The sequence below is a fragment of the Bradyrhizobium sp. 2S1 genome (assembly GCF_011516625.5).
Classification (GTDB): Bacteria; Pseudomonadota; Alphaproteobacteria; order Rhizobiales; family Xanthobacteraceae; genus Bradyrhizobium; species Bradyrhizobium septentrionale.
The window spans coordinates 7,401,938-7,428,245 of sequence record NZ_CP147717.1 but is presented as its reverse complement, the minus strand read 5'-3'; the positions used below and the strand labels follow the sequence as shown (position 1 = coordinate 7,428,245).

18 protein-coding genes and 2 pseudogenes are annotated in these 26,308 nt (G+C 64.9%); 11 read left to right on the top strand and 9 right to left on the bottom strand.

Going from position 1 to position 26,308, the window contains the following annotated elements; all coding sequences use genetic code 11:
* Positions 1-48: 48 nt before the first annotated feature.
* Complete coding sequence (locus HAP54_RS34945) at positions 49-1,107, top strand: alkaline phosphatase family protein (protein WP_248114406.1); 1,059 nt, start codon at positions 49-51, stop codon at positions 1,105-1,107.
* Between the two features lie 60 nt (positions 1,108-1,167).
* On the opposite strand, the gene HAP54_RS34940 is transcribed toward HAP54_RS34945, so the two are convergent.
* Complete coding sequence (locus tag HAP54_RS34940) at positions 1,168-1,791, bottom strand: class I SAM-dependent DNA methyltransferase (RefSeq protein WP_166294918.1); 624 nt, start codon at positions 1,789-1,791, stop codon at positions 1,168-1,170.
* Positions 1,792-1,828: 37 nt separating this feature from the next.
* On the bottom strand, positions 1,829-5,533 hold the full coding sequence (locus tag HAP54_RS34935; RefSeq protein WP_166294916.1) for a DUF3971 domain-containing protein: 3,705 nt from the start codon (positions 5,531-5,533) through the stop codon (positions 1,829-1,831).
* Positions 5,534-5,775: 242 nt separating this feature from the next.
* Between HAP54_RS34935 and HAP54_RS34930 the strand changes: the two genes are divergently transcribed.
* Together HAP54_RS34930 and HAP54_RS34925 are read left to right on the top strand one after the other, a co-directional pair.
* The gene (locus HAP54_RS34930; RefSeq protein WP_166294914.1) at positions 5,776-6,489 is read left to right on the top strand and encodes a peroxiredoxin; all 714 of its coding nucleotides are present in this window, start codon (positions 5,776-5,778) and stop codon (positions 6,487-6,489) included.
* A gap of 100 nt (positions 6,490-6,589) precedes the next feature.
* Positions 6,590-7,954: a M23 family metallopeptidase gene (locus tag HAP54_RS34925; RefSeq protein ID WP_166294912.1), complete on the top strand. Its 1,365-nt coding sequence runs from the start codon at positions 6,590-6,592 to the stop codon at positions 7,952-7,954.
* A 69-nt stretch (positions 7,955-8,023) separates the two neighbouring features.
* Here HAP54_RS34925 and HAP54_RS34920 read toward each other — a convergent pair whose 3' ends face one another.
* Positions 8,024-9,280: a DUF5666 domain-containing protein gene (locus tag HAP54_RS34920; protein ID WP_166294910.1), complete on the bottom strand. Its 1,257-nt coding sequence runs from the start codon at positions 9,278-9,280 to the stop codon at positions 8,024-8,026.
* Entirely contained in the window at positions 9,277-10,152 is an 876-nt protein-coding gene (locus HAP54_RS34915; protein ID WP_166294908.1) for a DUF6502 family protein, read from the bottom strand. The genes HAP54_RS34920 and HAP54_RS34915 overlap by 4 nt, the downstream gene beginning before the upstream one ends.
* A 161-nt stretch (positions 10,153-10,313) precedes the next feature.
* Here HAP54_RS34915 and HAP54_RS34910 point away from each other — a divergent pair, with 161 nt between their 5' ends.
* Positions 10,314-10,748 (top strand): hypothetical protein, encoded by a 435-nt coding sequence (locus HAP54_RS34910; protein WP_166294906.1) that lies wholly within the window; start codon positions 10,314-10,316, stop codon positions 10,746-10,748.
* Positions 10,749-11,008: 260 nt separating this feature from the next.
* Entirely contained in the window at positions 11,009-11,170 is a 162-nt protein-coding gene (locus HAP54_RS34905; RefSeq protein ID WP_166294904.1) for a hypothetical protein, read from the top strand.
* Positions 11,171-11,196: 26 nt separating this feature from the next.
* Here the strand turns inward: HAP54_RS34905 and HAP54_RS34900 are convergent, their stop codons facing one another.
* Positions 11,197-12,531 (bottom strand): IS1182 family transposase, encoded by a 1,335-nt coding sequence (locus tag HAP54_RS34900; RefSeq protein WP_166294392.1) that lies wholly within the window; start codon positions 12,529-12,531, stop codon positions 11,197-11,199.
* Between the two features lie 113 nt (positions 12,532-12,644).
* Between HAP54_RS34900 and HAP54_RS34895 the strand changes: the two genes are divergently transcribed.
* The 5 genes from HAP54_RS34895 (at position 12,645) to HAP54_RS34875 (ending at position 19,383) form a co-directional block, all read left to right on the top strand.
* Positions 12,645-14,585, top strand: coding sequence for a glycosyltransferase (locus tag HAP54_RS34895; protein WP_224741643.1), 1,941 nt, complete (start codon positions 12,645-12,647; stop codon positions 14,583-14,585).
* A gap of 2 nt (positions 14,586-14,587) precedes the next feature.
* A complete protein-coding gene (locus tag HAP54_RS34890; protein WP_166294900.1) occupies positions 14,588-15,328 on the top strand; it encodes an ABC transporter ATP-binding protein in 741 nt (246 codons plus the stop codon).
* Entirely contained in the window at positions 15,325-16,752 is a 1,428-nt protein-coding gene (locus HAP54_RS34885) for a glycosyltransferase family 4 protein (RefSeq protein ID WP_166294898.1), read from the top strand. Before HAP54_RS34890 ends, HAP54_RS34885 begins: the two co-directional genes overlap by 4 nt.
* A 6-nt stretch (positions 16,753-16,758) precedes the next feature.
* Positions 16,759-18,096 carry an O-antigen ligase family protein gene (locus HAP54_RS34880; RefSeq protein ID WP_166294897.1) on the top strand — a complete coding sequence of 446 codons (1,338 nt, stop codon included), beginning with the start codon at positions 16,759-16,761 and terminating at the stop codon, positions 18,094-18,096.
* 489 nt (positions 18,097-18,585) lie between these two features.
* Positions 18,586-19,383 carry a class I SAM-dependent methyltransferase gene (locus HAP54_RS34875; RefSeq protein WP_166294896.1) on the top strand — a complete coding sequence of 266 codons (798 nt, stop codon included), beginning with the start codon at positions 18,586-18,588 and terminating at the stop codon, positions 19,381-19,383.
* 711 nt (positions 19,384-20,094) lie between these two features.
* Here the strand turns inward: HAP54_RS34875 and HAP54_RS34870 are convergent.
* Positions 20,095-21,313, bottom strand: a pseudogene (locus HAP54_RS34870) (ABC transporter substrate-binding protein).
* Between the two features lie 181 nt (positions 21,314-21,494).
* Between HAP54_RS34870 and HAP54_RS34865 the strand changes: the two are divergent.
* The gene (locus HAP54_RS34865) at positions 21,495-23,648 is read left to right on the top strand and encodes a carbamoyltransferase C-terminal domain-containing protein (protein ID WP_166294895.1); all 2,154 of its coding nucleotides are present in this window, start codon (positions 21,495-21,497) and stop codon (positions 23,646-23,648) included.
* Between the two features lie 4 nt (positions 23,649-23,652).
* On the opposite strand, the pseudogene HAP54_RS34860 reads toward HAP54_RS34865, so the two are convergent.
* From HAP54_RS34860 to prfB, 3 genes and pseudogenes are all read right to left on the bottom strand, one after another.
* Positions 23,653-24,195: pseudogene (locus HAP54_RS34860) on the bottom strand (DMT family transporter); the annotation flags it as partial.
* Positions 24,196-24,279: 84 nt separating this feature from the next.
* A complete protein-coding gene (locus tag HAP54_RS34855; RefSeq protein WP_166294894.1) occupies positions 24,280-25,149 on the bottom strand; it encodes an NAD(P)-dependent oxidoreductase in 870 nt (289 codons plus the stop codon).
* Positions 25,150-25,152: 3 nt separating this feature from the next.
* A protein-coding gene (prfB, locus tag HAP54_RS34850; RefSeq protein ID WP_166204679.1) for a peptide chain release factor 2 occupies positions 25,153-26,284 on the bottom strand; the annotation gives its coding sequence in 2 pieces (ribosomal slippage) (positions 25,153-26,214 and positions 26,216-26,284; 1,131 coding nt in all).
* Between the last annotated feature and the right edge of the window lie 24 nt (positions 26,285-26,308).

Below are 26,308 nucleotides of genomic sequence, written 5' to 3'. Positions count from 1 at the left end.
CAGCCGGTCTATCCGCACGCGTACCTGAAGAACGACACCACGACGATCATGGAAGTCATCCACGAGGCCGGCCTGCGCACGGCCTGGTCGGACAAGCACCCGGCCTATGAGATTATCAGCGGCCCCTCCGGCAAGGGCCTCGATGAGCTCTACGCGCCCGAGATCAATTCGACGACCGTGCTTGCCACCGCACCTCAGTTGATCCCGGCACCCCAGGCCGGCGACGACTGGACCGTGAACCCGGTCTACACCCGCTACTACGATAATCTGAAGGTCACCGCCGTCCTGAACTGGATCAAGGGCCTCGACCACACCGGGACCAAGACGGTTGGCGTGCCGGCGATCCTGGGCATGAACTTCCAGGCCGTCAGCGTCGGACAGAAGGTCACGGCCGACGGCTACACGGACGCAAAGGGCACACCGAGCGCGCAGCTCGAATTGTCGCTCGACTTCGTCGACAGCTCGCTTGGCCAAATGCTTGATCAGCTCGACAAGCAGCATCTCACGAAGAATACTTTGGTTGTGGTCGGTGCGAAGCATGGCCAGTCGCCGATCGACGTGGGCCAGCTTCACATGCTGAAGGGCAGCACCAATCCGAGGCTGCCGATGGGCCATGCCGACGTCGTCGACCCGGTCGACCTCCTGACCGCCGGCGGCGTCAAGGTGGCGCAGGAGACCGCCGACGACGTCTCGCTGATCTGGCTGGCCGATCAGACCCAAACCGCGAAGGCCGTCGGCATCCTCGAGAACGACAAGGTCCTCCTGAACCAGGCCCGGATCGAGAAAATCTATGCCGGCGACGAGTTGGAGGACAAATTCGGTAACCCGGCGCAGGGCCGCACGCCCGACATCATCATCCAGCCGCTCCATGGCACGATCTACAGCGGCAGTTCGAAGAAGGTCTCCGAGCATGGCGGCTTCACTGATGACGATACCCACGTCCTGCTGGTCGTCGCCAACCCCGGCTTCGAAGGCGCCGTGGTTGATGTGAAGGTCGAGAACAAGCAGGTCGCACCGACGATCCTGCGCGCACTCCATCTCAATCCCAACAAGCTGACCGGCGCCCGCGCCGAGCACACCACCGCCCTGCCCGGTTTCGACCGCTGAGTCAGACGTCTGCTGAAGACTTAAAATCAACGGCGCCCGATCCATTCGGGCGCCGTTTTCTTATGCCGTTCTGTGAACTCGCCTTTGCGCAAGCCAGACCGTACGGCCGCCTGCGCTTGTCCAATCCTCGACGACATGGGCAATGACATCAAGGCCGATGCCGTCCAGCAACGCCGTGTATTCGTCCGGCCCCAGGCTCACGTGATAGAGCGGATCGCCGCGATACTGGCCGACGCTTTCGCCATGGCGTGGCCCGCTGTTGAACATCAGCACGGCGGATGGGCCGGCGTGCCTGGCGAACACGTCGAACATCCCGCGCTGGTCGTCCGGTGTGAGGTGGAAAAAGCTATCCCAGGCGAGCACGCCATCGAATTGACGGGCAAGCTGCAGCGACCGCATATCCCCGACGACGAATTCATGCTCGGGGAGTCGTTCACGGCACAGCGAAATGAAAGTCCGCGACGCGTCGACGCCGGTGACGCGAAGCCCGCGCTCGGCCATGTGCCGGGCGACCGGGACACCCGATCCGCAACCGAGATCGAGCACATCAGCCGCGGCAGGCAGCGCCTTGATGAAGCGATCATGCCACGGCTTGTCGTTCCAGTCGGCCGCGCGCCGGTCGGCATCCCACGCGGTCGCGTGGCGCTCGTAATGATCGATGATCTGGCTGGCCTTGTCCTGCAAGTCTGATCCAGCTTGGCCGGCTGCAACGGATCATGCCCTAATTGTTCGTCGGCGGCAGATCGGTCGGATTGTATTGATTGAAGTCGAAGATCTTCCGCGTCAGCCCGGGCGCCAGCGCCGAGATCGGGTTGACGCGCAGCACCGGCTGGTTCGGCGTGCCGACCACTTCATAGGTGACGCCGATCAGGCCCTCATTGCTGCCGGCGCCGAGGAATATCCCGAAGAACGGGATCTGCCCGAACATGTTGTTCAGCCCGTACATCGGAATGAAGGTGCCGTTCATCCGCACCTGATTGCCGACATAGTCGATGCTGCCCTTGATGGTGGCGCCGATGCTCGGTCCCTTGACCACGCCGTCGCGGATCGAAAGCTGCCCGCTCTGGCGCGTAAACTCGGCGCGCAGCGCGTCGAACCCGATGCCGTTCTGGGTGCTGATCGGCCCGCCGGCGACCGCGCGGTCGAGCTGGGATTCACCCTTCACCGAGAAGTCGCGAATGGTGATCAGGCCGTCCTTGGGACCTTGATCCGGTGTCGGCGGCTCCAACGCCAGCATCAGCTGACCGCCGACCACCTTGGAATAGGTATCGATGAAGCGCAGCAGCGCGCCGGCGTCGGCGGTTTGCAGATAGATCACTTCCCGTGCCTGCTGGCGCCGCAAGTCGACGCTGACGGGGGTGGCTTGGCCGCCGACCTTGCCGGCCAGCGTGAACGCCTTGAAGAACCCGTTGCGGCGCGAGATCTTGGCGTCGACGCCGCGCATCGCCTCGCCGTTGAAGCCGGCCACCGCGCCGAGTTTCAGATCGGCATCGAAATCGGTGGTCTTGGCCTTGCTCTTGGGATCGCTGTCGCGGCCGGAGATCGCCGATTTCAGGAAGCCGCGGCCGTCGAACACGTCGCCGCGGATCGTCACCTTGATCACGCCGTCGGGACCGCGATCGGCCCGCAACGATGTCTTGTCGCCTTCCGACGGCGCGTAGGTCGGGAAGTTCGCATTCATCAGGTCGCCGTTCTGGTCGACCTCGAGCGCGCCCTTGATCGACACGCCGCTGCCTTCGATCGAGATGTCCTCGAACCGGGTCGATTGTCCCTTCGGCACCACGTTGAAGGTCGCCTTGCCGGCCCTGCCCTGCGCCTTGACCCAACCCGGCAGGATGTTGTCGAGCTTGAGCTGGGTGAGGTCGGCCTCGACGCCCATCTTGGTGGTCGGATTGTCGCCGCTGCCGATCTTGCCGCTCAGCTTGATCGGGATCGCGCCCGAGACCGCCGGCCCGAGATCGAGCCCGAGGCGTGCGCGGCTCGCGTCATCCAGCGTCGCCTGCAGCTTGACGTCGGCATCGCCGTCGGCCGGCTTGCGGTAGTCGAGCGACGCCGCCTGTCCGTTGATCTTGACGTCGCCCTTGACCTGGAAGCCGGCGTTGCTGGCGATCACCTTCAGCGTATTGGCCTCGAGCTTCTGGTTCATCACCAGCTTGTCGACGGCAACACCGGCAATGTCGGCGGTGACGGAATATTGCGTATCGGCCTTGGTCAGCTCGCCCTTCACAGGCATGCCGAGATTGATCGTGGCCGTGACGTTGCCCTTGCTGGCGTTGGGATCGATCGGCGGACCGGAGAGATCGCTGAGCCGGTCGGATGCCAAGATTTCGGCGGCGGCCGGCACCGGGCAGTCGACCCGGAACTTGACCTTCGACGGCGACGGCTTGGGCGCCATGTCCGGCACCTCGAAGGTAAAGTCCGACAACGTGATCTTGCGGCCCGCCGGCGTGTCGGCGATGCCCTGGTTGATGGTCACGGTCGCGGTGCGGCCGGTTACCCTCGCCTTCAGGTCCGCATCATGCACCGCAGGCATCTTGTCCACCGGACGCACCGTGACTCCAGAGGCGACAATGTTGACCGAGAGGCCGTCATCCGGAATCGGCGGTCCCTTGCGGGACAGATTGTGCACCGGCGAGTTGACTCCGACATCGATGCGCTGGAGCGTGCCGCGGTCGATCCGTTCGAGCACCCATTCGCGCACCTCGGGCACGATGATGACCGGCCACATCCGCTTCAGGGCGGAGGCCGACATCGGCGTGCCGGCAAACCCGAGCTGCAACCGCGGCTCGCCGGAATAATCGATGCTGCCGGTGCCGGCGACGCCGATCTCGCCATTGGAGATGTCGGCTTGGGTCAGCAGCACGCGCTTCTTGTCGGTGTCGAACCGGAAGCCGATGTTGATGCGATTGAAGATCAGCGGCGGCTCATTCTTGTCGGCGTCGGCCAGCACGATGGTGCCGCCCGACAGACCGGCCTGCCAGTCCGTGACATTGTCGTTCGGTGGTTCGAGATGGCCGAGCAGCGTGATGCGATTGGCGCCTGAGACGATCTTGATCGGCGCCAGCAGCACGCGCCGCCCTGAATCCCATTCGACGCTCATCTCGGCCGAATCGACCGGCATCGGGTAGTCGGGCGTATCGGTATCGATGATGTTGCCGGCTCCGACATTGACCTTGCCGCGGAAATAGGTCGGCAGGCCGTCGCGGCCGAGCTCGCCTTTCAATTCGCCCGATAACGGCAGGTCGGCGGTATAGGTCAGGTCCTTGGTCCTGAGCGCGAGCAGGATGTTGCTGGTGGAGACCTTGTCGGCCTTGATGTCGACCGAGCGCACGCCGTTGGTCTGCGGCCCGATCACCATGCGCACCGACCAGGGCTTTGCGCCCTCCTCGCCGAAACTGAGCGCAACGCCGCCGCCGCTCGGGCGCCGCAGGCTCAGGCTGATATTCTCAAAACTCCATTTGTTGCCGCGCTGCTGGTCGTCGACGACGAGATTGCCGTTCTTCAGGCCGATCTCGTTGAGGTTCTGGCCGTCGAGGCCGGTCAGGCTGAGACTGTCGAGCCAGTCGAGACCGGCGAGCAGTCCGCTCTGGGCCGATTCCGGGGTGGCCGCCGAGGGCTCGGAGGCAACCGGCGGCGACGGCGCCGCGGGCGATGGTGCGGCGGGCACCGGACGCGGGAATGTCGGCGGCATGCCCGCCTCCCTCTTGGAGGCAACGCCGGTGGCAAGCGGCTTCGCGGTATCGCCGGTGGATACCGTCACATAGCCATCGGGCGTAATGCGGACCGACAGCTCCGCATCGACCAGGTTGAGGCTCTCCGCCCGCAACTGCCCCATCAGCAGCGCCGTGCCCGACAAGCGCACCTCGGCCTTCGGCGCACTCGCCACGATCGCATGGTCGCGGTCGCGCACGATGATGTCGCGGATGCGCACCGCGATCCTGACGCGGCCGGCGCGCTCGATCTGGGTTCCGCCGACCTCGACGGTGTTGCCGTGGCCGATATTTTCCTCGATCGCCGCGGCAAGCCACGGCGTCGCCATGTCGAGATTGATTGGACCGGCACCGAGCCGCCACCACAACGCGGCGAAGCAGGTCGCGAAGATCACGACGAGCACCGCGAGGACCAGTCCGATGCGACGAATCCAGCGCCCGCCGTTCAGCCAGCGCTGCATGCCGGAGCAGAAGTCGGTGAAGCGATGCAGGTTGCCGTTGGAACGCGACAGCAATTGCCGCGCACGGTGGCCCGCCGCCTCATCCTGCTCGTCCCACGCGGCGGCGTCTTCCCATTGCGAGAAGTCAGCCCCGGCGCGCGGATTTGGACCCTGCGGCGACGTGTTCCTTGCCATTGCCTCTCGGTGCTGACGGCGAAGCTGATCGCCGCCATCAGGACGCCCGTCGATTCGTATCGAGCGCTCCTGTGCCGGCATCGCCGCCTATCCTCGCCTAATCATGTTACTCGCCGATGGCCCCAAGAACGGACCAAAAAGAACGGACCAAACAATCCAAACAAAAGCCAATTCAGCAAGCGGACGGGTAACGCGTCGAATTCCTTGTCACCATACTCCGTGGCCATCAAACTTGCCCAGCGGCCGATGCGAATCCGGCCGCCGCGAATGAGACCCGCAATACCTCAATGGTTGAGCCTCGGAAAGCGACGAAAGGAAGGCGTATGTCCAAGAAAACGCGCAAGAAATCCTCCAACACAACCGGAAAGCGGGTCGCAACAAAGGTTGCGCGCGCCGCAAGCGCAAGCACTGGGAAGTCCGCGACCAAAACCCGCACAACGGCTGCGAAGAAAGCTGCCGCCAAAACAACCAAGACCAGGACCGCGACGGGTGTTCGAAGCAAAGCCTCGCACAAGGCCGCATCGAAACCGTTAAAGCGTGAGCCGGCCGCGTCAGTGACCAAGCCGTCCGCCGTCACACTTGCCGAAGGCGCCGCGGCACCGGCCTTCAGCCTGCCGCGCGACGGCGGCGACACCGTTTCGCTGAAGGATTTCGCCGGCAAGAAGCTGGTGCTGTTCTTCTATCCCCGCGCCGACCCCCCCGGCTGCACCCGGGAGGCGATCGACTTCACCCGGCTCAAGAGCGAGTTCACCGCCAGCGGGACCGAGGTGGTCGGCATATCCGCCGATACGGTTAAGGCGCAGGAGTCATTTCGAAACAAACACCAGCTGTCCGTGCCGCTCGTCTCCGACCCGGCCCATCAGTTGCTGGAGGCGTATGGCGCCTGGGGTAAAAAATCCATGTATGGCAGGACCTTCATGGAAATTATTCGCACCACGGTTCTGGTCGATTCCGGTGGAAAAGTCGCCCGGATCTGGCGCCATGTGAAGGTCGACGGCCATGCCGAAGCGGTACTGGAGGCCGCCCGAGCGCTCTGATCGGAGGGGTTCCGTTTCCTGAAAATTAACCATGGCGGGCTCAAATCGGCCCCGCAAATTAGCCGTACGGAGCTTGGTCCGACCGGCCGCGGGAGTACCGATGTCGAGCCGGTCCGGTCATCACCAGGAATACCAGAAACACCATCATCCGCAGGACCATGGCCGGACGCCCGCACGCCGTCCGGCAGCGCAGTACGCCGCTCCGGCCGCAGCGGTGGCGGCCTCCGGCGAAGGCTACACCATTGTCCATGCCGGCAAGCAGGTCCGGTTCGGGCCGGTCGTGTTCTGGATCGCGGTCGGCACCGTGGTCCTGCTCGGCATGTGGTCGGCCGCGACCGCGACCTATTTCGCATTCCGTGACGACGTCCTGACCCGGCTGATCGCGCGCCAGGCCGAGATGCAATACGCCTATGAGGACCGCATCTCCGAGCTGCGCGCCAAGGTCGATCGCACCACCAGTCGCCAGCTGCTCGACCAGGAGCAGTTCGACCAGAAGCTCGACCAGATCATGAAGCGGCAGTCGACGCTGGAATCGCGCGCCACCGCGCTCGGCGCGATGCCCGATGCCACCTCTACCGGATCGATAAAGCCGCAGGGCCGCGCCGAGCAGGCGCCCTCCTCCGGCACGCCAAAACCCTCGCCGATCAGCGACACTGTGATCTTCGTGGCGCCGCCGGATCGCGAGGCGCGGCTGGAATCGCGCGCGCCGCTGATCGCCAAGGCGCAGCCGAACCAGTTCGCCAAGGCGCAGGGCGTCGACAACGTCCTGGTCCGTCTGCAGACCTCGCTTGACCAGGTCGAGCGGCGCCAGGTCGCCGCGCTGTCTTCGGTCGAGGACGGCATCGAATCGCGGGTGCGCCGGATGCGCGGCGTGATCTCCGATCTCGGCCTTAACATGGCGCAGCTCGAAGCGGCGACGCCGCGCTCCGGCATGGGCGGGCCTTTCGTTCCTGTGAAACTCTCTGCCGACGCTGGCGCGTTCGAGCGCCAGCTCTATCGCATCAACATCAACCGCGCCCAGATGCAGCGGCTGAACCAGACGCTGGCGCTGGTGCCCTATCGCAAGCCCGTCGTCGGCGAAGTCGAGTTCACCAGCGGCTTCGGCGTGCGCTCGGATCCCTTCCTCGGCCGGCCGGCGATGCACACCGGCCTCGACTTCCGCGCCGCCCAGGGCGATCCGGTACGCGTCACCGCCAACGGCAAGGTGGTGTCGGCTGGCTGGGCCGGCGGTTATGGCCGCATGGTCGAGGTCGATCACGGCAACGGCCTTTCGACCCGCTACGGCCATCTCTCCGAGATCGGCGTCAAGGTCGGCGACACCGTCAAGATCGGCCAGGTGATCGGCGCCGTCGGCTCCACCGGCCGCTCCACCGGTCCGCATCTGCACTATGAAACCCGCATCGACGGCGAAGCGGTCGATCCGCAGAAATTCCTCCGCGCCGGCGTCCGGCTCAGCGCGGGCTAGCTCCGCCTCTCGACAATGATCTGAACGTTGGCGCAAGCAGCCCCGCTTGCGCCGATCTCGCTTGTGGCGTCAGCGCCGGCCGCCGCCCATGCCGCCCGGCGGTCCGCCGCCGCCGAAGCCGCCGCCCGGCCCGCCACCACCGCCGAAAGGTCCACCACCGCCTCCGAAGGGTCCGCCGCCGGGTGCCCCAAAGCCACCGCCGGGCTCCGGACCGGTTGATCCACCCGTGGCCGGATTGGGCGCAGAACCGCCGCCACCCGGCGGCAGTCCACCGGACGGACCAGAGGGAGTACCGCCAGGACCACCACCCGGCCCGCCGGGACCACCGCCGGGTCCACCCGGCCCGCCGGGACCATGTCCTGATCCGGGTCCGCCGCCACCGGATCCACGTCCGGGCGTGCCGGGGCTCCGCACCGAGGAGCCCGGGAACTTGCCGACCGACTGCACCGATTCGACGCGCAGCTCGCGCGTGCCCGACAGCTGCGCGTTGACGACCACGCGCGTATCGGCCGCCGGCGAGAAGCGCGAATAATCGCGCGCGACGAAGCCGGAGCCGAGTTGCAGATCGTTGCCAACCCGCCGCACATAGGCCTCGATCAGGAGCCGGTTGGCGCCGGTGAGATCGGAGAAGTCGTCGGCGCGGCTGCGCGCAACCTGCATCACGCCCTGCGCGACCTGGCCCTCGGCATAGACGCGCTGGCCGGCGAGCGCGGCGTTGACGCCGGTCAGCTTGAGATCGCCGATCCGCAAGGTCCCGGAGCGGTCGCGCTCCAGTGGCCCGGTGACATGCGTCGCGGCGGCGCTGTGCTGCTGCACCAGGCTCGCGACGACGACGCCGTCGGTGCGGCGCAGCCCGAACACGGCGACATGCGCGCCCGGCTTCAGCCAGCTCTCGCGGCCGTTCCAGGCGACCTTCTGGCCGAGCACCGTCAGCTCGCCCGGTTTCATTTGCTCGACCGGCCCGGTCACTTCGCTCGTCACATCGATGCGTTTGGTGGACAGCGTGCCGCCAGCATCGCGCTGCGCCACCACGCGCGCGAGCTGTCCGATCCGCAGCGCCTTCGCGCTCGCCGCCTCGCCGTCGATCCGCACGGGCACATCGGCCGCGTAGCCGACCCGCTCGCCGTTGACATAGATTGAGCCGAAACGCTGGATCACGCCGACGATGCCGGTGCCGCCGATGCCCTGATCCGAGCCGGTGATCCCGGTGCCGCCGATGCCCTGGTCGCTGCCGCGCTTCTTGCCCTGCGCGCCCGCGAGCGACGTTCCGGCGAGCCAGAACGCTGCAAGCAGCGCGCGGCGCGAGATGACGGGCGGGCGCTTCATGACGTGCCGCCCTCGTCCGCATCGTCATCGACCGGGCCGTCCGGGCCTTCGCGATAGATGTAGATGCCGAAATTCCAGCGATAGTCGCCGCCCTTGTCCTTGGCCAAAGCGCGGTTGGCCTCGCGGTTGGCGACCTTCAGCGCCTCCATCGCGAGCTCACGCGAGCGGCCCTCGAGCCGTTTCGCCAGCTTGGCCGACAGCCCGTCATAATGCACCGCGCGTTCGAGGAAGCGCGGTGTCGCCGACGACACGTTCATCTCGGCGGCCGCGACATGGTCGTGCAGATTGCGGCCGAGATAGTGCCATTTGCGGTCGTCGTCGCCATGCGGGACGAACGCCTCCTCGACCAGCACGATCTCGCCATCGTCGTTGATGGTGACGAGCTTGCGGTCGAGCCATTCGTCCAGCACCGCGCGCGGCCGCACGTCCTTGGTGATCGATTCGACCAGCGACTCGAACGACGGCGCGCCGCCATCCGCGGTGCGCGGCAGCGGCAGCGGGTCGCCCTTCGCGTCGGTGAATTCGGGCGCGGCCAGCCAGCGCGCGATGATCGCGCTGGTGCGCGACAGCGTCGCCGGCACCGCGTTGACCGGTGCGCCGGCGCCGCGCAGCCGCGCCACCTCCTTGCGATGGATGCCGGTCAGCAGGCTGACGCGGCTGTCGGTCTGCTCCTTGCCTACGAGCGCAAAGTCGTGCTCGGCGACGTTGACGTAGAGCTCGCGCAACAGCTGGGTCAGCGCCGGAAATGTCATGCCGCCGCGGATGCAAAGCCGGACCAGCGGACGCAGCATCCGCGCCAGCGGCGAATGCAGCTTCGCTGCGGCGATCGGCGCTGACGATGCCGGCTTCGGCTTAGGGACTTTGGCATTCATGCCCAAGTTTTAGCCGTCCGCCGCGTGGGACACAATCCCACCGCCCTTGACGTGTGACATTTTCCCACTTATGGGAAATAAAGTCACCCCCGGACACAATGCGCGCTTGCGGGCGCTGACGTCACGGTACGTGACGTTGCGCCATCGCTACGGACCGCTCCATGACGCCTGCCCGATTCGACCTTGCGATCGCGGAAGCCTGCCGGATCGCCCAGGTTCCCTACGAGGAGTTCGTGGCGACGGTGATGGCGGGCGGCTATCCCTGCCTGCCGGGTGTTGTGCCCGGCTCGCCGCGCCGCTTCGACGAAACCGACCTGGTGGCGCTGTACATCTATGGCCGCCTGCTCGCCTTCGGTTTCGGCGCCTTGCGTGCCGGCGAATATGCCTGCCGCGCGCATGCCGGCCTCTCCGCCGAGCCGCGGGCGCAGTCGATCTCGATCGCGCTGACATCGGATGGCGGCAAGCGCGTCGTGATCGAACAGGATCTGCAGCGGTCCGCCGCCGCAATGCCGCCCGAGCGGATCCATTTCGACATCGCCGCCATCCGCCGCCAGTTGCAGCCATCCGCCGCACGCAGCACGGCCGAGCCGGCCTGACGCCTGCTCCATAAGCTCGTCATGCCCCGGGCATGACGATCGGCGCTCGCCTGCGGCACGCGATAGCTCTGCTCATTTCCTCGTCATTTCGCTCAGCTCGCGCCGTCGTGGCGCGTGAAGTCACGCGGTCGCGTCTCCCCTTCTTCAAAAAAGTTATCCACCGCCACACGTGGGACATAATCCCACATTTTAGTCCGACGTCATTAACGTGTGAAATTTTCCCACGTATCCAGAATCCATCCAGCAGGGAATCCGGCGCAATGTCTCTCCGTTCGGCCCGCGAATCCGGTCGGTTCGCCACCACCACACTCCGCTTCACGCCGCAGGTGCCCTGCGGCCCGATCGAGCCGGTGTTTCCGGCGCTGCTGCGCTCGCTGGTGTTCTTCACCGCGCTAGGAGCCCGTCCAGATATGTTTTCGTGACGGGCATTTGTTGTAGAGTAGCAGGCTCAGGCTGCGTTTGCGAGGTTGAACAGCTTGAGGAGGTTATGGACGGTGCAGATCATTGTCCACTCGGCGCGCACTTTCTCGATGCCCCGCAACAGGAACTGGCGGAAGCCTCTTGCCTGTTTGATCTGCCCGAACACCGGCTCCACCACTTGCTTTCGCAATCGGTAGGGTGTTTCGAAGCCGCCATCGTCGATCTTCTTTCGCATGGCCTGTGTCAGCGGGCCGCCGACTTTTCCGTTCGCTACTGTCGGGTGCTTGGCGCGTCCGGGCGCGACATAGCCATCGATGCTGCGTGTGTCGAGCGCTTCGAGATTGGCTTCGCTGCAGTAGCCGGAATCCGCTGAGGCCTGCCGCGGCTTGCGGCCAAGATTGCTCTCGATGGCCTCGATCAGGGGCACCAACTGGCCCTGATCGCTGCCGTGCTGGGTCAGTTCTTGCGCGACAATGATCTGGGCATGTGCATCGACGGCCGCCTGGGCATTATAGGCCTGAACGAAGCCATCCTTCGACTTCATGATGCGGCTTTCCGGATCGGTGAAGTTGCGTTGCGCCTTGGGATTGGGTTCCTCCGATGGCAGCGCCGCCGGTTTGCCCGGCTTCTTGCGGCCTTCGGCCTGGCGCTGCTGTTCCTTTTCGGCCTCGATGCGGCGCTCTTCCTCCGCCGCCAGTTTGGCGTCCGCTTCCAGCGCCGCCATCGCTTGCTGGATCTTCGCCAGCCGTTTCTGCTTGTCGACGGTCCAGTCCGGCAGTTCGTCGCTGTTGCCGAAAGTCTCATCCTCCGAGGCATCCGCCGCCTCGGCGGCCGCCAGCATGCGAGCGACCTCGGCCTTCAATTCCGCCTCGCGCTTCTTCATGCGCTCATAACTCATCGCCTTGTGTTTCGACGCGTTCGCCTTGATCTTCGTACCATCCAGCGCGACATGACCGAGCTTGACCAGCCCGGCCGTCTCGCACAACTTCAGAACCTGCACGAATAGCGCGCCGAGCGCCTTCAAATGTCGCTTGCGAAAGTCGCTGATCGTCCGAAAATCCGGCGCATCCAGCGCCACGATCATCACAAAATCGTTCCGCTTCCGGCAGGCCTTGGCAATCCGACGCGACGAATACAGCCCACTCGCATAGCTATGCAGCAGCAGCGCCACCATCATCCGCGGATCAAACGGCGGCTGCCCAAGCCCGCTCACATAGCTGCCCATGATCTCCCTGAGATCGAGGCTCTCCCGCACCAGATCAACCATAAACCGCGAGACATGGCCTTTCGGCACGAAGTCCTGCACATTCGGCGGCAGAAGCAGCGTCTGATCGATGTTCCAAGGCCGAAAATACTTGCTCATCGCCCAATGTTGAATCAGACCCGACCAGATTTGAACAGCGACTATCCAGACAAGCTCCTAGCGCTGCCGTTCGTCGTCGCCCTGTTCGCAGCATGATCCGGATCGAGCCGCCCATGATTGTTGTCAACGCGCCGGTCCGGCGCCCCTCGGTGCTGCACATCTTCAAGGTCTACTACCCCGACCTGTTCGGCGGCACGTTGACGGTCATCCGCGACATCTGCGCCGGCTTGAAGGACACCTTCAACGCCGCGGTATTGGTCTGCTCGCGCTCCGGCGGCGAGCGGCAGATCGTGGTCAACGACGTCGCCGTCGAGCGCGTGCACTCGTTCGGCGACGTGCTGTCGCTGCCGGCCGCGCCGACCTATCCGTGGCGGCTGTGGCGCCGCATCGGCGAGCACGATCTGCTGGCGCTGCATGCCCCCTTCCCGCTCGCCGACCTCGTGTTCGCGCTCGGGCTCGGCCGTGCGCGTCCGCTGGTGGTGCACTGGCACGCCGATATCGTCTCGCACGCGGCCTTGCGGTTCCTCGTCGAACCGTTGATGCGGCGGACGCTGCGTCGCGCCGCCGCGATCATCGTCTCCGATCCCGTGCTGCTCGAGACCACGCCGCTACTGCAGGAATTTTCCGACAAATGCCACGCCGTTCCATTTGGTGTGGATGTTGCGAAATATGACCGGCCGGCCGCACAGCCTGATGACGTCAACGCGCGCGGCCGCCTGGTGCTCGCCTGCGGACGGCTGGTGCCCTACAAGGGCTTTGACGTGCTGGTGCGCGCGGCGCACGCCCGCAATTTCGAGGTCTGGATCGTCGGCGAGGGCCGCGAGCGCGAGTACCTTGAGCAGTTGATCCGCGACTACGGCCTGCAGGACCGCGTCCGCCTGCTCGGCTCGGTGTCCGAGAGCGAACGCGTCAAGCTGATGCGCATCGCCGACGTCTTCGTGATGCCGTCGGTGACCAATGCGGAGACCTTCGGGCTGGTGCAGCTCGAGGCGATGGCCGCGAGCCGCCCCATCGTCAACACCGCGCTCGACACCGGCGTTCCGCATGTCGCCCGCCACGGCCTCGAGGCCATCACGGTGCCGCCGGGCGATCCCGCAGCGCTTGCCGACGCCATCGAGACCCTGATCAACGATCCCGAGCGGCGCCGCCGCATGGGCCAGGCCGCGCGCCATCGCGCCATGACGAAATACTCAACCAAAGCCTTCAAGGAGGGAGTCGAGACAGTGTACCGCAAGGTCGTTACCGACGAGGCCACCGCAAAGGACGCAGGTTCACCAGCCCCAGCCTCGCGTCCCCAAACGGCCGGTCTCGTCGGGGCGGTCCAGATCGCGGCAGCACTGGCCTGGTCCGACGTGCGCCATCGCTACGTCCGCTCCCTCCTTGGACCCTTCTGGATGTCGATCCAGATGGCCATCATGGTCGCCGTGCTCGGCTCGGTCATCGGCCATCTCTCCAACGCGAGCGCGCTGGCGCGGCTGCCGATGCTCGCGGCGAGCCTCACCGCCTGGACCTTTCTCAACAGCGTCGTGCTCGACGCCACCACCGCGCTGCAGAACTCGGCCAGCCTGATCAAGGATCGCGCGCTGCCGCCGGTGGTCTTCCTGCTGCAATGTACCTTCCGGCAGGCGCTGTTCGCGGCCCACAACGCGGTCGTGCCGCTGATCCTCTGGCTCGCGCTGACACCCCGCGATGTCGGCGGCGCCATCGCCGCCCTGCCCGGCCTTGCCCTCTTCGTCGTCTGCACGCTGGCCCTGAGCCTCGTGCTCGGCGCGCTGGCAACACGTTATCGCGACATCAAGCCGATCATCGAATCCTCGCTGACCCTGGCATTCCTGGCCTCGCCGATCATCTGGACAGAGGAGATGATCGATCGCGGCTCCACGGTGATGCGGCTCAATCCGCTGACGCATCTGTTCGCGATCTGGCGCGACCCGCTGATAACAGGTCATGTCGCGACGACCAGCGTGATCTACGTGCTGGCCTGCCTCGCCGTGCTCGCGGTCGCCGCGACCGTTACCGTCGCCCATCTGCGCAAAGCGGCGTTCTGGATCTAGGCATGGCAAGCATCCAGCTCCGCGACGTCTGCCTCGACTATCCGCTGTACGGCGCCTACGACTTCTCGCTGAAGCGCCGCGTGCTCGGGCGGCTGTTCCGCCAGAGCAGCGAGATGCGCACCATCCGCGCGATCGACAACATCTCGATCGACGCGAAAGCCGGCGCACGCATCGGCCTTGCCGGGCCGAATGGCTCCGGCAAGTCGACGCTGTTGCGGCTGATCGCGGGGGTCTTTCCGGCGACCAGCGGCCGGGTCGAGATTTCAGGCAACATCGTGCCGCTGCTTGGCTTAGGGGCCGGCGTCAATCTCGATTTCGTCGCCGCCGACATTATCAACCTGCTGCTGCGGATCTCGGGACGCAAGCCGACACCGGCGATCCTCGACGACATCTGGGCCTTCACCGAACTGGAGGAGCGCATGCGGCGGCTGCCGCTGCGCATGTTCTCCTCGGGCATGCTGATGCGCGTGCTGTTCGCGACCGCCACCGCCTTTCCCGCCGATATCCTGCTGCTCGACGAATGGCTCAGCGTGGTCGACGAGAATTTCTCGGCCAAGGCCGAGCAGCGGCTGCGCAAGATGGTCGAGACCGCGGCGATCGTGATCATCGCCTCGCACGACCATGCGCTGCTGCGCCGCACCTGCACCAGCATCATCAATCTCGATCACGGCCGCATCGCCAGCACCGTTGCGCTGGATGCTCCCGTCCCGCATCACCTCGAGCTCAGAGAAATCAGCGCATGACAAAGATCCTGGTCGTCAGCGAGGCGCTTGGCGAACCCAACCACAAGCGCGGCATCTTCCACTTCACGCGCGAATTGATCCGCTCGCTCGCCGGCGACGGACATCAATTGACGCTCGTGGTGGAGACCACGCGCCGCTACCGGAAGCTGCGCCGCAGGCAGCAGCGGACGCGCCTGCTGCCCGAGGACTCGCGGCTGATCGAGCTGCTCGCGCTCTATCGTTTCCTCGATGAAACCGACATGAACTCGCCGATGATGCGCGGCGGCCTGCGCCGCACCGTCGACTGGTTCAAGCACAAGCTCAAGGCGGCGACCTCGCTTGAATTCATCATCGCCTTCCTGCGCTCGGTTCGTCTGCTGCCGACCAGCGTCAAGCTGATCGAGAACCGGACCGAGGGCCTCGAATACATTCCGACCGATTTGCGCCATCTCGAATTGTTCGGCGATTTCCTGCTCGAGCCCGGCTTCTACAGCTATCAGGACACCTCGGCCCTGACTCGGCTGCCCCCGCCGCGGGTCGATGCGCGCGACTATGACGTCATTCTCATCGACACCCCGACCCGGGTCGCGATCAGGCGCCACCCGAACGCCAAGGCGATCTGCGTGGTCCACGACCTGTTGCCGATCACCGATCTCAAGCTGGATGACATCGCGACCCGCCTGTTCCTGTCGCGCCTTTTCACCAGCGTGCATCAGGCCGACGAGCTCGCCTTCGTCTCGAACTACAGCATGAACCGCTTCCGCGCCCTGCTCCCGCAATATGCGCACATTCCGGCGCGGGTGGTCTATCCGCGGACCCGTTTCGACGTGGCGGAAGCCCCGCTTGCGCCGGAGCCAACCACCGTCCCGGCACGGCCGAGCTTCGTCGTCATCGTCTCGAACGAGCCCCGCAAGAACCTTCCGGCCGTCATCCGCACCTTCCGCAAGCTGCCGGAGGCTGATCTCATCGTGATCGGCTATGCCGGCGGCGCCAATCAGGCGCGCAACCTGCCGAAGAACGTCCGCTTCTCCGGCTATGTCGATGAGCACGAGAAGGCGGCGCTGATCGCGGGCGCGCATGGCCTGATCATGCCGAGCCTCGCTGAGGGCTTTGGCGTCCCGATCATTGAGGCATTTGCGGCCAATACCCCCGTGCTGTGCTCCGATATTGCTGTGTTCCGCGAGGTCGCGGGCGAGCTTGCAGACTATTTCGATCCGTTCTCGACCGAATCGATCTGCGCCTCGGTGCGGCGCGTTCTGGCGCAGCAGGAGCAATGGCGCGAGCGGATCCGCGAGCGTCGGACCGAGCTCGCCGAGCGCTTCGGCCATCATACCCAGGCGCGCGACCTGCTGTCCCATCGGGCTGCCCCGGATGTCGCGGTCGCCGCCGCGGCGCTGTCCGCCGCGATGGCTACATTCCACAGCGCGACCGCACACGGCGTGTGACCGGTCATGACCACCGATTCCAACGCCATTGGTCTTGCCATCGAACCGCCGATGCGATGGCGCGACCGTGTCCGCGCCTGGTCCGGCTCGGTCGCCTATCTCCACGCCACCGATACAATGATCGCGCTGGCGGCGGCGTCACTGCCCTGGTCGACGACCGCGCTCGCCGTCTTCATGCTGCTGTGGCTTGTCGCAGTGCTCCCGACCATCGACTGGGAGCAATTCGTTCTCGATCTTGCGCGACCGTCCTTTGCGTTGCCGATCGCATTGGTCGCGCTCGCGCTGGTCGGCCTGGCCTGGTCGGAGGCCGACTGGACCGAACGGCTGCACGGCATCAAGCCGCTCAGCAAGCTGCTGCTGCTGCCGTTCCTGCTTGGCTACTTCCAGCGCTCGCAACGCGGGCTCTGGGTCTTCACGGCCTTTCTGGCGTCGTGCGCGCTGATGATGGTCCTGTCCTGGATCGTGCTGGCGCTGCCGCAGCTCAAGCTCGCACACACCGCCTCCGCCGGCGTGCCGGTCAAGAACTATGTCGACCAGAGCCAGGAGTTCGCGCTGTGCGCCTTCGCACTAGCGCTGCCGGCATTGACGGCGATGCGGGCCCGGCAATGGCGCATCGCGGCAGGCTGCCTCGCGCTGATTCTGCTGTTCCTCGCCAACATGTTCTACGTCGTCTCGGCGCGGACCGCGCTGGTCTACATGCCGGTGCTCTTGATCCTGTTCGCCTCGCTGCATCTGTCCCGCCGCGCCACGCGGCTATTGTTCGCCGCTGTCGCCGCAGCGAGCCTCGTGGTCTGGACCACCTCCCCCTATCTGCGCCAGCGCATCGCCGATGTCGGCATCGAGTATCGCGCCCATGACACCTCGGGCATCGCCTCCACCGCGCAGCGGCTGACCTATTGGCGGAAGTCGGTGAAATTCATCGCCGGGGCGCCATGGCTCGGGCACGGCACCGGCGCGATCAAGCACATGTTCACGCAGGATGCCGCCGGACAGACCGGCCTGCAGGCCGAGGTGATCAACAATCCGCACAACCAGACCTTCAGTGTTGGGATCCAGTGGGGGCTGATTGGCATCTTGTTGCTCTATGCCATGTGGACCAGCCACATCCGCCTGTTCACCGGCCGCGATCTCGTCAGCCGCGATCTCGTGACCTGGATCGGGCTTGCCGTCGTCGTGCAGAACATCACGAGTTCGCTGCTCAACTCGCATCTGTCCGATTTTCACGAAGGCTGGATGTATGTGATCGGCGTCGGCGTCGCCGGCGGCATGGCGCTGCGGGCGCGGCAGCCGGAGAAGATTTTGCCGAAAGGTGCCGCGGCAGAGGTCGTCGCATTGAAACGGTAGCCGCCGGAACGAATTGAATCCGACGAGAACGGTGGCCGGACCGGCTAGCACGCGGGCTGCGGCAAAATCCAACCGGCAGCGGCAAATATTCCAGACACAATGAGTTCTCCGATGAAGAGACCGCCTCCGCCAACGGCGGCTCGGGTTGCTCGGCTGGGGGGGGGGTGGTAGTGACTACCCAGAATTAGCTGAGGAGTTCCAGATGGGACTTGTTGACGAGTTGAAAGCAGCCATCAAAACGCTCCAGGCGGAAAAGAAGACCCTTAGATAATCGTCGCATGTCTATCGGCGATCTCCCCGAGCGACGCGGCAACGCGGCAGCAAAACGTACATAGATTGACCCAAATGTCATTCTCGACAGATCCGGCAGCATCAAGATTGGCGACTCCCGAGGCAATGAAAAACCTGGCGGCGAGAGTTACACTGCCAAGCGAGATGTCCCAGCCGAATCCATGACAATGACGTCGTCAGGAGCAAGGAAAACACATAATGGCCCCTACGCTTTCGGATATCGAAAACTACTGGCGGACTGCGGCCGAAAAGCCGGTGGATGCCGACGGCCTACGTCCGACCGCGCGCGACCCGTATCTGCAGACGGTGGTTGAAGCTTCCATCGAAAGATGGCTGGCCACCGGATCGACGGTTTTTGATATCGGCGCAGGCGATGGCCACTCGAGCGCTCGGTTCGCCAGGAAGGCACGCGAGGTATTGGGCTTCGACTATATTCCTGCCTTTGTCGAAGCCGCAAATGACATGGCACAGCGCCAGGGGCTCGAAAATCTCCGCTTTGCTCAAGCGGATGTCCTGAACCTTGAACCTGTCACGCGCCAGTTCGGTCAAGCGGACATAGCTGTTACGATTCGCTGCCTGATCAACCTGCCGACCTGGGACCTGCAGAAGCAGGCGATCAATCAAATCGCCAGCGTCGTGAAGCCGGGTGGACTTTACCTGTTGAGCGAAGGTTGGACAGAGGGTTGGGAAGCTCTAAATCGATATCGCCAAAAGGCCGGGCTGCAGGCAGTTACCGTCGTCGAGTACAATCGTCTAATCAGCAAGAAATCCTTCGAGGACTTCGTCTCCAAGGATTTCGAGATCGTCGCGTTCGAATCCGTCGGGTTTTATCTCTACATGTCTCGCGTCTATCAGGCAGCATACGTCATGCCTAACCCACCTCAGCACCGGCACGATATCAATCGCGTATCTGCCGAGCTATTTGAACAGGCGGCCACGCCGCCAGGATTTGAAGAGTGCGATTATGCCGGAGTGTACGTTCTGCGCCGGCGCTGAGGCGCCAGCGATCGTGTGCAGTGCGCCGGCGCCGATGATCCCGGCTCTGAGTAAAGCTGAGTACTGATTTCTGTCGCAGACTTGATGCGATGATTTGTGCCACCCAACCTGGGACGTTTGAGCTAAGCACAAGCGGCTGCGCCCGTCGGCCCGTTTCGAGAGATACGACAGAACGACCCAGCGGGCCCCCGCGAGATGCGAAGCATCTTCGCAGAGGCGGTGACAAAAAAGCCAAGTCTCGCCGGGGAGAGCACGAAGTAAGCCGTGAAACCATCGCGCAGGGAAAGCCGGCGTCTCCGGTTACACCTGTGGTCCTCCCCCCGAGCTTTCACCTTTTGCTCGGGGCCCATGGGTGCGATCGGCACCCGGCTTTCCCTGCGCCCTCTCTTCGAGAGAGGGCGAAACGAAGAGCAAAGCTCGGACGACCATGTCGCGAGAATGCGAAGCTGCGTCCCCACCCACGCTGTCATCGCCCGGCTCGACCGGGCGATCCAGTACGCCGCGGCCTCTCGGCTCAAACACTGCGGCCTCTGGGATACTGGATCACCCGCATTCGCGGGTGATGACACCGAGAATTTGCTGCCTCAGTTCAATCCGAAACTTCCCTGTCATTGCGAGGAGCGAAGCGACGAAGCAACCCAAGCCTCCACTTGCGGCGCGACGGATTGCTTCACTTCGCTCGCAATGACGGGAGTATCGAACAATGCGATCCTACCGCGTCGCGTCGTGCCCGACCTCGCCCGTGATCACGTCGCCGAACAGCTCCCAGGCCTCGCCGTTGAACCGCATCAGTTGCATCTGCTCGATCGGGTAGTAGTCGTCCGGCGAGGTGTTGACCATGATGCCCGGCAGCATCAGATCGGAGTGGAAGTTCTTCAGACTGGCCGCCTGCTTCATGACGTTCTCGCGAGTGAGATTGTCGCCGCACTGCCTCAGGACCTGCACCATGGCCTCCGACTGCACATAGCCATAGACGCTGTTGAAATTGGCCTTGTCCCCCTCGGGATAGTATTTGTCCATGAAGCCGCGCCACTTCACGACCGCGGGGTCCTTGTCCCAAGTTGGATCGGTCGGATCCTTCAGGTATTGGGTCGAGATGATGCCCTTGGAATATTCGAGCCCCGCAGGCTTCAGCACCGAGGCGACCGTGGTCGCGGTGTTGGCGAGGAAGAACTTTGGCTTCCAGCCGAGCTCGCCGACCTTGCGGATCGCCTGCGCCGATCCCTTCGGCGCCGCCCAGGAGAAGAAGATGTCGGCGCCGGAATCGTGCAGCGCGACGATCTGCGAATCGATCGAGGGATCGGAGACCTCGTAGGACTTGTCGGCGATGATCATGCCGATCTTGTCGCCGAGCCCGTCCTTCAGGCCCTTGAACTGATCCTTGCCGGCATCGTCGTTCTGCCAGAACACCGCGATCTTGCTGTTCGGGAAATTGTCGCGAATGTATTTCGCGTTGATGCGTCCCTCGCTCTGGTAGTTGGGCTGAAAGCCCATCGTCCAGGGGAAGTTCCTGGGGTCGCCGAACTTGGTGCCGCCGGAGGCGACGAACAATTGCGGCACCTTCTTGGCATTCATGTACTTCATGATCGCCGAATTGGACGGCGTGCCGAGCGGCTGGAAGATCAAGAGCACCTCGTCGCTCTCGACCAGCTTGCGCGCCTGCTCGATCGCCTTCGGCGGCGAATAGGCGTCGTCGTAGCTGATGAAGTTGATCTTGCGGCCGTTGATGCCGCCCTGGTCGTTGATCATGCGGAAGAACGCGGCCTCGGTCTTGCCGATCACCCCATAGGACGACGCCGGGCCACTGTATGGCATGATGTTGCCGATCTTGATTTCGCCATCGCTCGCGCCGGGATCGTATTTCTTCTGCGCGGTGGCCGGAGGTCGCGATCAGTGCGGCACTTGCGAACGCCGCGATTGCGCCAATAATATCCGAGACGAGCCGGCATCGTTTTCTCCCCGATTTTTTGTCGTTGGTTTTGGCGGCAAGTCTCGCAAGAGACGCATGTGCTGGCAAGCGCTGGGTTTTTCCGTTGGGCGAAACGGCATTGTTGCCTGGCGCTATTTGTGATTGAAGGTCGATCTGGGGCTCACGAGTCGAGGCGTTCTGATTGCGTAAACCGGACATTCGTACCGGTCCGCGGCATCCGCGTATTGCGGTCGCGGGCTATGAGATCACGCGCCGCCTCGGCGAATCTGTGCTGGCGAAGCGTGGCCTGCATAAGGCCAACGGCGAGTTCGCGCAGCGCACGATCGCCTCGATCCGCGAACGGCTGCAGCGCGGCGAGACTATCTACATCGCGTGTCTCGCCTGCCCCGGCACGCACAACACCGGCGTTGCGCTGGTCGAGGTCACCCAGAAGGACGGACCGCGGCTGATCGTCAACAACGAGGAAGAGCGCTTCTCCGGCAACAAGCACACCAACGAGTTTCCGCAGCATGCGCTCGACGACATGCGCAAGGTGCTGCAGCGCATGGGCCGCGATATCGGCGACATCGCCGCCTTCGTCACGACATGGGACTATCCCGCGCTGCTGGCGATGCTGATCCGCACCTCGCTGGAGGAAGCGCCGGCAAGCCTCAAATTGCTTCGCGCCCCGATCGCGCCCGCGATCAATCTGCGGCAGCTGGATCAGGTGCGGCGGCTGTCACGCCGGCTCGGCCGGATGTACGGGCTCGGCAAGCAGTTGCCGCTGATCTGCATGCCGCATCACGACAATCACGCCTGGTACTCGTTCACGGCCTCGCCGTTCGCAGATGCGCGCGAGCGGGTTGCGATCGCGGTGCTTGACGGCACCGGCGATGTCGGCTCGATCTCGCTCTATGCCGCCGAGAACGGCGAGATGAAGCAGCTCTATTGCAACGAGAGCCTGTTCGACTCGCTCGGCGCCTTCTACACCGTAATCTCGTCGAGCCAGGGCGGCTGGACCTGGCTGTCCAGCGAGGGCCGCTACATGGGCGCCGCTGCCTGGGGCGACATGAACCGCGCCACCAATCCGTATTACCGGCGGCTGAAGGCGGTGCTGCAGCTTGGGCCGGGCGGCACCGTGCGGCTCAATCGCGCGATGGCCAACTGGTATGCCGATCCCGCCGACAATCCCTATCATCAGCCGCTGATCGACATCCTGGGCCCGCCGCTGCGCCCCGACCAGATCTGGAATCCCGACGCCGTGTTGCGCGTCGAGGACATCAATCATCGCCCCGACACCAAGGACCGGCTCGACAAGGCCGCCGCGACGCAATTGGTGTTCGAGGACGCGATGATCCATGTCATCGATCATCTCTTGCGCATCACCGGCACCGACCGCCTGGTGCTGACCGGCGGCGTGGCGCTGAACGCGCTCGGCAACATGCGTCTGCTCGAGCATTTCGACGAAGCCTGGTTCGAGCGCGCGCAGGGGCGCAAGACGCGGCTGCACATGTGGGGGCCGCCAGTGCCCGGCGATCCCGGCGTGCCAATCGGCGCCGCCTGGCTGTTCGCCCATATGGCGGGCGCTCCGCGCGGCGCGCCGCTGTCGCACGCATTCTATTGCGGGCTGCCGCCCTCGAACGCCGATATCACGACGGCGCTCAGGAACGACGACGTCGCCTCGATGGAGATCGGCAACGTCTCGACGCCGCAAGGCCGCGACGCGATCGCGGATCTGATGGCGAGCATGGTGGCGCAAGGCGGCGTGATCGCGATCTACCAGGGCGCGGCCGAAACCGGCCCGCGCGCGCTCGGCCATCGCTCGATCCTCGCCAACCCCTGCGACCCGCATGTGCGCGAGCGGCTCAACGAGCGCGTCAAATATCGCGAGGCGATCCGGCCGCTAGCACCGATGGCGACGCTGCAGGCCGCGCGCGACTATTTCGAGCTCGAAGACGGCGCGTCCGACGGCGACTACAACGCCTATAATTACATGGTGCTGACCGCGCATTCGAAGCCGGAGGCGCGTGAGAAGATTCCGGCGGTGGTGCATGCCGACGGCACCGGCCGCATCCAGATCGTGCGCGAGATCGACGATCCCCTCACCTATGCCTATCTGAAGGCGCTCGGCCGCCATGTCGGCGTCGAGATGTCGGTCAACACCTCGTTCAACGTCGCAGGCCCCATCGCGCAGACGCCGGCGCAGGCGATCGACACGCTGCGCCGCTCCAGGGGGCTCGATGCCGTGGTGCTGGTCGCCGACGACGGCACCACCTACGCGGCCTGGCACGGCGGCGAGCGTGACAGCGGACGCTTCACCGGCTGGTATGCGGCGTGGAAGCAGGCGCGCGGCTGAACCAGCCCAGTGGCAGCCGCCGCCCGACCAGCGCCGCAATGCCGTAGCTGAAGGCGCCCGCGAGGCACAGCAGGATGCCGATGCCCTGCCGGCTCTCGAAGCCGAGCGCATCGCCATGCAGGATCGCGACCCCGATCAGGCCGACCACCACGCCCGCGACGCGGCGCGCCTGCAGCCGCTCTTCGCCGGCGGCCGCCATCACGACCACCGCAAACAGCGGCGTCGTCGCATTGAGGATCGAGGCGAGGCCACTCGGAATGTAGGTCTGCCCGAACACGATCAGCGAGAACGGCAGCACATTGTTGAACAGCCCCATCGCGACAAACGGCGCCCATCCGGACACGCCGCGCGGCCATTCGATCTTCGCGGCCCGCAGCAGCGGCAGCAGCAGGACTGTGCCGAGCACCACGCGCAGCAGCACCAGGGTCAGCGGCGGCAATTCGCGCAGGATCACGCCGTTAAAGAAGAACGAGCCACCCCAGAGCACCGACAGCAGACCCAGCAGCCCCCAGTCGCGGCTATCAATGCGGTTGTCGGTGGAAGGCATGTCGGGCACTCACCTGCACTCGAACAGGTGACTAGCGCAGGCTTGCGAATATTCCCACCCGATTTCCGTGAATGGCGGCCCGGCCTATTTCGGCCGCGACACGATCTCGATCATCTGGCCTTCGTCGGCATCGGGCGCATGGGCCTTGGCCTTGTCATAGGCGCCCAGCGCGGCGCGGCTCACCGGCACGCCGGGCAGCAGCGCTTCGGCCAGCCGCACGGCGTAATCGGCATCCTTGTGGCGCAGCGCCGCGGTGAAGGACGCGCCGGAGAAGTTGCGGTCGATCATCCGCCTGGAGTGGCGGATCACCTGCGGGCTCGCGATCGCGCCGGTCGCGAGCGCCTCCGCCACCAGCTGCATGTCGAGACCGGCCTGCTCGGCGATCGCAATGCCCTCGGCAAGGCTCGCGATCTGCACTGCGCCGATCAGATTGTTGATCAGCTTGAACACGGTGCCGGTGCCGACCGCGCCGAAATGACGGATCGTGCTGCCGATCGGAGTGAGGAACGGATGCGCCCGCTCGAGATCGGCGGGATCAGCACCCACCAGCAGCGTCAGCTTGCCGGCAGCCGCCGCTTCCGGCAGGCCGGTGACGGGACAATCGATGTAGATCAGGCCGCGGCTGCGCAACTCGTGCGCCATGTCGAGCGTGTGCTGGTAGGAGACCGTGGAGCATTCGATCGCGAGCGTGCCGGCCTTCATGGTGGCGGCGGCGCCGTCCTTGGTCAGCCAGACTGCGCGCGACGCCTCATCGTCGGCGACCATGGTCACGACGGCATCGGCATCGATCGCGGCATCTTCCGGCGAGGTCGCCCACTGCGCGCCGCGCGCGATCAAATCCTCGGCCTTGGCCTTGCTGCGGTTCCACACCGCGACCGTGAAGCCGGCATCGAGGTAACGGCCAGCCATCCCATGGCCCATGCGTCCCAATCCGATGAAAGCGACGCGCGGCATGGGCTAATCCACATCCTCGACGGAGCCGGGCCCGGTGCCGAAGGCCCGCTGCGCCAGCGTCGCCGCCATGAATTCATCGAGATCGCCGTCGAGCACGCCCGAGGTGTCGGAGGTCTGCACGCCGGTGCGCAAATCCTTCACCATCTGGTAGGGCTGCAGCACGTAGGAGCGGATCTGGTGACCCCAGCCGATATCGGTCTTGGCGGCCTGATCGGCGGCGGCCTGCTCCTCGCGCTTCTTCAGCTCCATCTCGTAGAGCCGCGCGCGCAACATGTCCCAGGCCTGCGCCCGGTTCTTGTGCTGGGAGCGGCCGGCCTGGCAGACCACCGCGATGCCGGTCGGGATGTGCGTCAGGCGCACCGCCGACTCGGTCTTGTTGACGTGCTGGCCGCCGGCGCCGCCCGACCGCATCGTGTCGGTGCGGACATCGGACTCCTTGATCTCGATCTTGATGCTGTCGTCGATCACGGGGAAAATCTGCACCGACGAGAACGAGGTGTGTCGCCGCGCATTCGAGTCGAATGGCGAGATCCGCACCAGGCGATGCACGCCGGCCTCGGTCTTCAGCCAGCCATAGGCATTGTGGCCGGAGATCTGGATGGTGGCGGACTTGATGCCGGCCTCTTCGCCCTGCGACTCCTCGAGAAACTCGATCTTGAAACCGTGCTTCTCGGCCCAGCGCGTGTACATGCGCAGCAGCATCTGCGCCCAGTCCTGGCTCTCGGTGCCGCCTGCGCCGGCATGGACTTCGAGATAGGAATCGAACTTGTCGGCCTCGCCCGAGAGCAGCGCCTCGAGCTCGCGCCGGGCGACCTCCTTCTTGAGGTCCTTGAGCGCCTTCTCGGCCTCGGCGACCACGGCCGCATCATTCTCGGCCTCGCCGAGCTCGATCATGCCGACCTGATCCTCGAGCTCGCGCTCGACCTTGCCGATTCCAGAGAGCGCGTCCTCCAATGAGGTCCGCTCCTGCATCAGCCGCTGGGCCTTCTGGGGATCGTTCCAGAGATTGGGGTCTTCTGCGAGCTTGTTCAGCTCAGCGAGGCGTGCCGTCGATTGATCGACGTCAAAGATGCCTCCTCAGCAGCCCGACTGACTGCTTGATCTCTTCAACAAGGCGTTCGATTTCCGCGCGCATGGTCTTTCAGGTGTTGGCAAAAAA

Bases quoted from the DNA above. Each gene is read 5' to 3' on its own strand.
- HAP54_RS34910 (WP_166294906.1), top strand. From the start codon at position 10,314: ATGACGCCTGCCCGATTCGACCTTGCGATCGCGGAAGCCTGCCGGATC.
- HAP54_RS34925 (WP_166294912.1), top strand. From the start codon at position 6,590: ATGTCGAGCCGGTCCGGTCATCACCAGGAATACCAGAAACACCATCAT.
- HAP54_RS34880 (WP_166294897.1), top strand. From the start codon at position 16,759: ATGACCACCGATTCCAACGCCATTGGTCTTGCCATCGAACCGCCGATG.
- HAP54_RS34855 (WP_166294894.1), bottom strand. From the start codon at position 25,149: ATGCCGCGCGTCGCTTTCATCGGATTGGGACGCATGGGCCATGGGATG.
- HAP54_RS34875 (WP_166294896.1), top strand. From the start codon at position 18,586: ATGGCCCCTACGCTTTCGGATATCGAAAACTACTGGCGGACTGCGGCC.
- HAP54_RS34905 (WP_166294904.1), top strand. From the start codon at position 11,009: ATGTCTCTCCGTTCGGCCCGCGAATCCGGTCGGTTCGCCACCACCACA.
- HAP54_RS34920 (WP_166294910.1), bottom strand. From the start codon at position 9,280: ATGAAGCGCCCGCCCGTCATCTCGCGCCGCGCGCTGCTTGCAGCGTTC.
- HAP54_RS34915 (WP_166294908.1), bottom strand. From the start codon at position 10,152: ATGAATGCCAAAGTCCCTAAGCCGAAGCCGGCATCGTCAGCGCCGATC.
- HAP54_RS34930 (WP_166294914.1), top strand. From the start codon at position 5,776: ATGTCCAAGAAAACGCGCAAGAAATCCTCCAACACAACCGGAAAGCGG.
- HAP54_RS34945 (WP_248114406.1), top strand. From the start codon at position 49: ATGGAAGTCATCCACGAGGCCGGCCTGCGCACGGCCTGGTCGGACAAG.
- HAP54_RS34885 (WP_166294898.1), top strand. From the start codon at position 15,325: ATGACAAAGATCCTGGTCGTCAGCGAGGCGCTTGGCGAACCCAACCAC.
- HAP54_RS34935 (WP_166294916.1), bottom strand. From the start codon at position 5,533: ATGCCGGCACAGGAGCGCTCGATACGAATCGACGGGCGTCCTGATGGC.
- HAP54_RS34895 (WP_224741643.1), top strand. From the start codon at position 12,645: ATGATTGTTGTCAACGCGCCGGTCCGGCGCCCCTCGGTGCTGCACATC.
- HAP54_RS34890 (WP_166294900.1), top strand. From the start codon at position 14,588: ATGGCAAGCATCCAGCTCCGCGACGTCTGCCTCGACTATCCGCTGTAC.
- HAP54_RS34900 (WP_166294392.1), bottom strand. From the start codon at position 12,531: ATGAGCAAGTATTTTCGGCCTTGGAACATCGATCAGACGCTGCTTCTG.